This is a genomic window from Dyadobacter sp., from assembly GCF_051859145.1.
GTDB lineage: Bacteria > Bacteroidota > Bacteroidia > Cytophagales > Spirosomataceae > Dyadobacter.
Map to the genome: position 1 here is coordinate 1 of NZ_JBHYGF010000288.1, position 5,477 is coordinate 5,477.

6 protein-coding genes and 2 pseudogenes are annotated in these 5,477 nt (G+C 47.7%); 1 reads left to right on the top strand and 7 read right to left on the bottom strand.

What is annotated here, in order from left to right; translation table 11 throughout:
• From ACTIE6_RS16320 to ACTIE6_RS16340, 5 genes and pseudogenes are all read right to left on the bottom strand, one after another.
• Positions 1-506 (bottom strand): annotated as a pseudogene (locus ACTIE6_RS16320) (DUF4097 family beta strand repeat-containing protein); the annotation flags it as partial.
• Between the two features lie 32 nt (positions 507-538).
• Positions 539-1,324, bottom strand: a complete 786-nt coding sequence (locus ACTIE6_RS16325) for a HEAT repeat domain-containing protein (RefSeq protein ID WP_439557656.1) — start codon at positions 1,322-1,324, stop codon at positions 539-541.
• Entirely contained in the window at positions 1,308-1,826 is a 519-nt protein-coding gene (locus ACTIE6_RS16330; protein WP_439557657.1) for an RNA polymerase sigma factor, read from the bottom strand. Before ACTIE6_RS16330 ends, ACTIE6_RS16325 begins: the two co-directional genes overlap by 17 nt.
• A 257-nt stretch (positions 1,827-2,083) precedes the next feature.
• Positions 2,084-2,380, bottom strand: a complete 297-nt coding sequence (locus ACTIE6_RS16335) for a hypothetical protein (RefSeq protein WP_439557658.1) — start codon at positions 2,378-2,380, stop codon at positions 2,084-2,086.
• A 22-nt stretch (positions 2,381-2,402) separates the two neighbouring features.
• Entirely contained in the window at positions 2,403-2,561 is a 159-nt protein-coding gene (locus ACTIE6_RS16340) for a hypothetical protein (protein WP_439557659.1), read from the bottom strand.
• A gap of 71 nt (positions 2,562-2,632) precedes the next feature.
• Here ACTIE6_RS16340 and ACTIE6_RS16345 point away from each other — a divergent pair, with 71 nt between their 5' ends.
• Positions 2,633-3,439, top strand: a complete 807-nt coding sequence (locus tag ACTIE6_RS16345; RefSeq protein WP_439557660.1) for a tetratricopeptide repeat protein — start codon at positions 2,633-2,635, stop codon at positions 3,437-3,439.
• Here the strand turns inward: ACTIE6_RS16345 and ACTIE6_RS16350 are convergent, their stop codons facing one another.
• Together ACTIE6_RS16350 and ACTIE6_RS16355 are read right to left on the bottom strand one after the other, a co-directional pair.
• On the bottom strand, positions 3,440-5,095 hold the full coding sequence (locus ACTIE6_RS16350; protein ID WP_439557661.1) for a hypothetical protein: 1,656 nt from the start codon (positions 5,093-5,095) through the stop codon (positions 3,440-3,442).
• Between the two features lie 18 nt (positions 5,096-5,113).
• Positions 5,114-5,477, bottom strand: a pseudogene (locus ACTIE6_RS16355) (hypothetical protein); the annotation flags it as partial.

Sequence of the window (5,477 nt, forward strand, 5' to 3'; positions counted from 1 at the left end):
ACATTGCCGCTTGTGCTGTTTGCGACAACAGGCCCGGTGACTTTGTTAAGATTGATATTTGAATTATTTGTGCGGATTTCGAGATCTCCATCCATATTGGAAACCACCACATTCGAGCCGCCGGTCCAGTTGGTTTCCTGGAATAATACCGCAACCTGTTTGGGTAGACGAATGGTATACCTGACGTCTTTGCGGGTAACTTTCTCCACTTTCAAAGTATTCCCTTCCGTCACGACCGACAACCCGATGCCCGTGTTATCCACGCCGGAATGATACAGCGGCTTTAATCCTTTTGCACGATCGGGCGGGGCTTCGTAGCCTGACGAGGCGGCGATAAACACTTCGTCACTGTTGTGACCTTCGATTTTCACATCGGCTGCCGCCATTTCGATGACCACCTTCTTTTCTTTCGAATTGGCCAGCTTTGTTTTGAATTCAAGGTTCTGAGCATCTGCGCGGGAAAGGCAATACAGTAGACCCACACCTAATAAAAGTGCATTTTTCATGGTTTTAATAAAAATTATGGATTGAAATTCGATTATAAACTTGGTGTATTGACCTGGTTCAGCTCGCTCCACCCCTCTTCCGCTCTCAGGCGCACCACTTCCATTACTTCATGATTTTGCGCAATTTCCCTGAACTGGTCGCTGGCCCGCTTTTCCTTGATCGCTACGAGCGCTTCAATCAACGAGATCTGGATATTAGGATCAGTCTGAATAGCCAGGGATCGGATCAATGCTTCATTCACGTCCGGCTCGTTTTCAAAATGCACCAGTGCCTGACAGGCGGCAAGGCGCACATTGATATTCGGGTCAAAATTGAGGGTGTTGATCAGCAGCTGCGTGATATCCCGGTCAACATTTGTAAGCTCGTAGCTCTGGTTCACCGCCTGGATCCGCTCGCTTGCAGAAGTAACATTCATTTTCTCGAACGAAAGCACGTTCTTCATCGCTACTGCCGGCGCTTCGCCATTCTCCGCCATTTCCGCATTGCTACCCTTCATCTTGCCAGACTGAAAGAACCAGCCGCTCGCGAAACCAACAATGAGAAGCGCCACGCCCGCAGCGATCCGCACGAGCCAGCCTGCAAACCGCCGCACAGGTCCTTGTTTGGGCGGGTCCATTTCCAAAGCCAGCTTGCTGGTAAATGTAAGCGAGGGAAGCTCCTGGCTTGCTTCGGTAAAGTAGCCAAACTGGGCGGCGTGGCTCTTCAAATGCGGCGGTACCTGTTCATTGCGGAAAAACCGTTTAAGCTCCCGCTCCTCCTCCACACTGGTCTCTCCATCGTAATATTTTTCCAATAACCTTTCAATATCCACTTTCATAATTGCTTGCTTTAAGGTAGGTCTCCCGCAGCTTCTGCCGTGCCCGGGAAAGGATCACACGGATATTCGCATTGGTCAACCCTGTAACTTCTTCTATCTCTTCAAAGGAATACTCTTCCACATCCCGCAGGTGGAGCACCAGTCTGTATTGCTCCGGCAATTCGTCGATCAGCCTGTGTATCAATGCAGTACCGTCATTGCTTTCAAGTTGCCGGTAAGGCGACAGCTCCAATGTTTGCACCTCCGCCAGATCAGTTCCACGTTCTACTTTCTGGTTCTGGTGCGATTTGAGTTTGTCAAGACACAGATTTCTGGTCATTTGAACAGCCAGCGCCTCGATACTCTGGTAAGTTTCAAGCTGCTGCCGGTTCGTCCACAGCCTCATCAACACATCCTGAATGGCATCCTCCGCCTCCTCCCTGTTGCGCAGGAACATCTGCGCCAGTCGGAACAGGCGGCCCTGGACGGGCAGTATGCGTTGATTGAAAGCTTGTAAATCCATTTCAATGACAAAGACGACCAGCCTTGAAATTCGTTACAGACTATTTAAAAAAAAATTTTGACGATCTGTTCGGCTACGAACAAAACCAGTACGGTTTTGAACAGAATGAATTGGCGAAAATGTGGTTTGATGGCTGTAAAAAGCGGTTTACTACCTGTGGCAGGAATTTTTTGCCCAGCCTGAATAATCCACAACGAGCGCTGTGAAATTATACGGGGGAGCCCAGAAGAAACGGCGTTTGACTTTGTGGTCAGACTTTAATTTTGGGGAGCTGATTTTGTGTTGTAAGGAATTGCTTTGATCAGCCTTGTATGGTTAAACTCTTCGATTGTACGAACATTTTCAGGTGAGATGATTCCCCTGTTAATCCAGTTGACAACAGTTTCAACATTCCTTATATTGAACCTATTACAATATTCTTTGATCGTGACCCATTCAGCAAGGTCAACCAGCTCACCCTGACTGATCAGAAAAGACTGCGCTTCCCGGATCGATTCATCTGCGGCAGCGAGCAATTGCTCAATTTCATGTGCCAATTCTGTTTTTGTTTCCATGATTGTATGTTTTAAGAAGATCTCAGCGCTTTTCAAATTTTTCCACGAGTTCAATCGCGTCTTGCAAAGCCTCAATCTTCTGCCAAACTTTCAGTCTTTGATCTTCTGTCATTTCAGCAGACCGGTCTTTAAGAAGCTGCTTCAACGCAGCCAGGTTCATTCTCAGAGTAAATAGATACATAGTGTGCATTATTTGTTTAAAAATAAGGTTTGTTTGGTTAGCAAACAAACATGTACTCCCATTAATAGACGATGCGTTATATCATATTACTTCTGGCAAATCTGGCGACTACCGCATTTGGGCAAAGTCAACCTGATTGCGCTTCGGAATCTTACCGGGACAGCCTTTTTGCAGTGTATTCACAACGCGCAGATCTGCTTCCGATTGAGCACCCAGGCCGTGTCCAGACTTACGACTCCCTTATTTCCATTTGTCCGAACATCGCGGAAGCATACCAGGAAAAAGCACAGCATTATATGGTTGTCAAAGATTTTGAAAAGCTCTTTAAAAATATGGACAAGGCCGTTGAACTTGACACTAATCGCTGGCTGCCTTACCGCGGTTACCTGCATTGCATCCTGGCTGGCAATTATGAAAAAGCCATCGCAGACTTTCAGGAGGCTGAAAAGCGAATGCCCCACGCATTTACAATGGATCATTCTTTTTCATTTTACAAAGCAATTGCCTGGATGCAGCTGGGCGATTTTGAGAAAGCTGAAAGTAGCTTTTTAAGAGATATTGCGACACAAAGAAGAGGCGAAGGCAAAAACGATATTCATTATAATACCTTGCTGTACTTCGGGATCATGTACTATCTGTCGGGAGAGCTTGACAAGGCGCAGGAGCGGCTTAACGAATGCCTGCAATTGTACGAACAGCACCCTACTGCCAACTATTACATGGGGCTGACGCTCAAAATCATGGGTAACAACCACCATACTACGTATTTTCAGAAAGCCCGGCAGTATATGGAAGAAGGCTACCGCATCAATGAGCCCAACTCGCACTTTGCGCCTTATCCGCGGCAGGTAACCCTTGCCGATCTGGAAAACCAGTAGTTAAGAGAATTTCTCCTCAATCCAGAGCGCAGCAAAGCAGATCATCAGCCAAAGGTACCATGCCCATTCCGGTAATGCGCGCGTCGTGGCTCTGGAAGCCGATTGCGCTTTGCCCTCAATTCCATCCTGGTTTTCGTAGGCATTAACCCATGCGGACAAGCGAGCCAGCTGTGCTGCTTCTGAATCATTCTCAACGAAAATCTCCGCAGGCACTGAATCCTGCAATGTGACCCAGCCCGATTGCACGGGAATAAACGCTGCGCTGCCTGCGCTGGAATTAAAAGGTGATTTGGTAAGAAAAAGGGTATCGCTCCCAAATGGCAGATAGTGCGGCAATGCTGGAAAGTTATTCAGGTCCAACCGCGCTTTGGCCCCTTCGATAATTGGTGCTTCAATTTCCAGATTGTGACTTCCGGCAGGTTGTAAATGGGCCAGAATTGTGTCCCAAACTTGCTGGTATGTAGCAGAATCACCAGACAGTTGCAGAGGAAAAGTTTCATTTAGCAGACTAACACCCACATTACCGCGTCTTTTTTCGATCACCACGGGCATTCCTGTAACTTTGATCTGATTCGCAGCAGTAACAAATTGGTAAGGCAGCGCGTCCAGCTGTGGCAGCACTTTCAAGGCAGGTTCATTTGAGATTTTCCGCACCTGAAAACGGGCACCAACCACCTCATTAATGCGCCTGATCTCAGATTCAGGATCAGTAAGACCGATAAAAATAACACTTGCCCCACTTTCCAGCGCCTTCTTCACACCTCCGGAATTGGCATTTGCGGCATTGGTAATAATCAGGTCAGGTGCCTTGGCTGAATTGATTTTAACGCTTGATTTCAGATCCTTCGCAAATGACACATCATATACCACAGCATGACCGTTTTTACCCAGCCAAGCCGCCAGGGTCCGGTTCTCGAAATCAGGACTATCCAGGATAAAGCGTGCTGCGAGCGGAGTAGCAGGCCGGGCAAAAAAGCGGAGTGTATCCTGTTGCAGACCATCAATTCCCAACGTAACCATTGTCCTGCCTTCCGCGAATGCAGGAAATCGTAGTTTAAAGTGATTTTCACCCTTGTTCAGCATAGTACTATCCAGCGTGTTCCTGCCAAACGCAAGTTTAAGCACCTGCTTTCTGGTAGATACAAGCCGGCCAGACACTTCCTGCATTTCACCTTTGCGCAGGATTCCCTTCCATTGGATACGCACAAGCCGGTCAGGCTCATTAAACGGTATCCATTTAACAACAGGCAGCGCGGTAGACAATGGTAAGCTGGTAAACAGCCGTGACGGAAACCTTGTGCCTACAAGCAGCAATGTATCCACAGCTGAACGCTCGATTTCTTCAACCTTTACCAGCTCCGCCCGGTGCAGACTATCCTGTAAATGGCGCAGAAAAGCAGCCGGTACTTCACCACCCGCCAGAATTCCGGTAGTAACTCTCGCTTTCCAAGTAAGCTGTGGCTGCAATATAAATGCGATCACACTTAGCCATAAAACCACATTCAGCGCCAGCTTCAATGCAGTTCGGCTACCACTTATCGGGCGGTTTTTGAAAGCAAAAATCTTCCACACTAATGCAACCAAAGCCGCGACAATCGCCACTGCCAGCGTAATCAGGCTTATTGTGTCAGTCCAGTCGAAATCAAGTTGGATCATTCAAATTCAATTTGTCAGCTAACGAAGCTTCTTCCAGAATGCATCTTCGAGCTTTTTATCAGCCGCATACCCTTTGTAACCTTGAACCCCTCGGTTAGCATATTTGTATAGTCCGGTTTTCAGTTCTTCCTTTTCTGTTTTTGAAAGCATTTTACCGCTCACCAGCTTTTGCAACGCGGCGATCAGCGGCCAGTTCTGCAAGCCGCCATTAAACGGACCTGCCGAGATCAGCCTGTTACTCAGCTCACTTCCGGCCATCCGCAAGCGCGCCTTACTGTTTTTGTCAACTTTAACCTGGTCCACAAACTCGAGCACTTCGGCGGCTAGCTGCGCAGTTTGTTTCTCGTCATAGATTTTTTCAGAAGTAAAATCCGCCGCAATA

What these genes read in the sequence shown, in the direction of transcription:
- ACTIE6_RS16325 (WP_439557656.1), bottom strand. Translation starts at nt 1,324, where the DNA reads ATGAAAGTGGATATTGAAAGGTTATTGGAAAAATATTACGATGGAGAG.
- ACTIE6_RS16330 (WP_439557657.1), bottom strand. Translation starts at nt 1,826, where the DNA reads ATGGATTTACAAGCTTTCAATCAACGCATACTGCCCGTCCAGGGCCGC.
- ACTIE6_RS16335 (WP_439557658.1), bottom strand. Translation starts at nt 2,380, where the DNA reads ATGGAAACAAAAACAGAATTGGCACATGAAATTGAGCAATTGCTCGCT.
- ACTIE6_RS16340 (WP_439557659.1), bottom strand. Translation starts at nt 2,561, where the DNA reads ATGTATCTATTTACTCTGAGAATGAACCTGGCTGCGTTGAAGCAGCTT.
- ACTIE6_RS16345 (WP_439557660.1), top strand. Translation starts at nt 2,633, where the DNA reads ATGCGTTATATCATATTACTTCTGGCAAATCTGGCGACTACCGCATTT.
- ACTIE6_RS16350 (WP_439557661.1), bottom strand. Translation starts at nt 5,095, where the DNA reads ATGATCCAACTTGATTTCGACTGGACTGACACAATAAGCCTGATTACG.